An 816-nucleotide genomic window follows, 5' to 3' on the forward strand; every position below is an offset into this window, starting at 1 on the left:
CGGCGGGGGAGGCGGATCGATGGCACAGGACGTGGTGGCGGTCCTGCGTGGGTCGCTTCCGGGGTTGCCGCCGTCGGAGCGGCGTATCGCCGAGTACGTCATCGCGAATCCGGCGGCGGTCGTGGAGCAGACGATCACCGAGTTGGCCGCGTGTTGCTCGACGTCGATCGCGAGCGTGGTGCGGTTCTGCCGCAATGTCGGGTTCGCGGGCTACCGGGAGTTCCGTCGTGCGCTCGCCTCGTCGGTGGGGCGTGACGAGGTGTCGCTGAACCGGTTCGGGGTGTCCGACAGCGATATCGATCCGGGTGATTCGGCCCGCGATGTCATCGCCAAGCTGGCTTTCCACGAGGCCCGGTCGATCGAGGCGACGGCCGAGGGGTTGGATGCGGAGGCGCTGGACCGTATCGCCGAGGCGGTCGTCGCCGCGCCGCGCATCGATGTCTACGGCGTGGCTTCCAGTGGTCTGGCGGCGGCCGATCTTCAGCACAAGCTGCACCGCATCGGGTTGACGTCCTACTCCTGGAGTGACGCGCACTTCGCGCTGATGAGCGCGGCGGTTCTCGAGCCGGGCTGTATCGCGATCGGGTTCTCCCATTCGGGTCTGACGGTGGAGATCTCCGAGTTCCTCGCGGCCGCCCGCAGCGCCGGTGCCGTCACGGCGTTGGTCACGAACTTCCGCAGTTCCCCGCTGGCCGAGAACGCCGACCATGTCCTGACGACGAGCACGAGCGAGACGCTCTACCGGCCGGCCAACATGTCCAGCCGCATCGCCCAGCTCGCCGTGGTGGACTTCCTGTTCGTGCGCATCGCCCAGCG

At 68.4% G+C, this 816-nt stretch carries 1 protein-coding gene; it reads left to right on the plus strand.

Annotated features, from left to right (window positions below; genetic code table 11):
• Positions 1-19: 19 nt before the first annotated feature.
• Positions 20-816, plus strand: a 797-nt coding sequence (locus DZA62_RS35240) for a MurR/RpiR family transcriptional regulator (RefSeq protein WP_157988117.1), incomplete at its 3' end; no start/stop codon positions are given.

This window comes from Jiangella endophytica (assembly GCF_003427025.1).
In the GTDB taxonomy this organism is placed as follows: Bacteria; Actinomycetota; Actinomycetes; order Jiangellales; family Jiangellaceae; genus Jiangella; species Jiangella endophytica.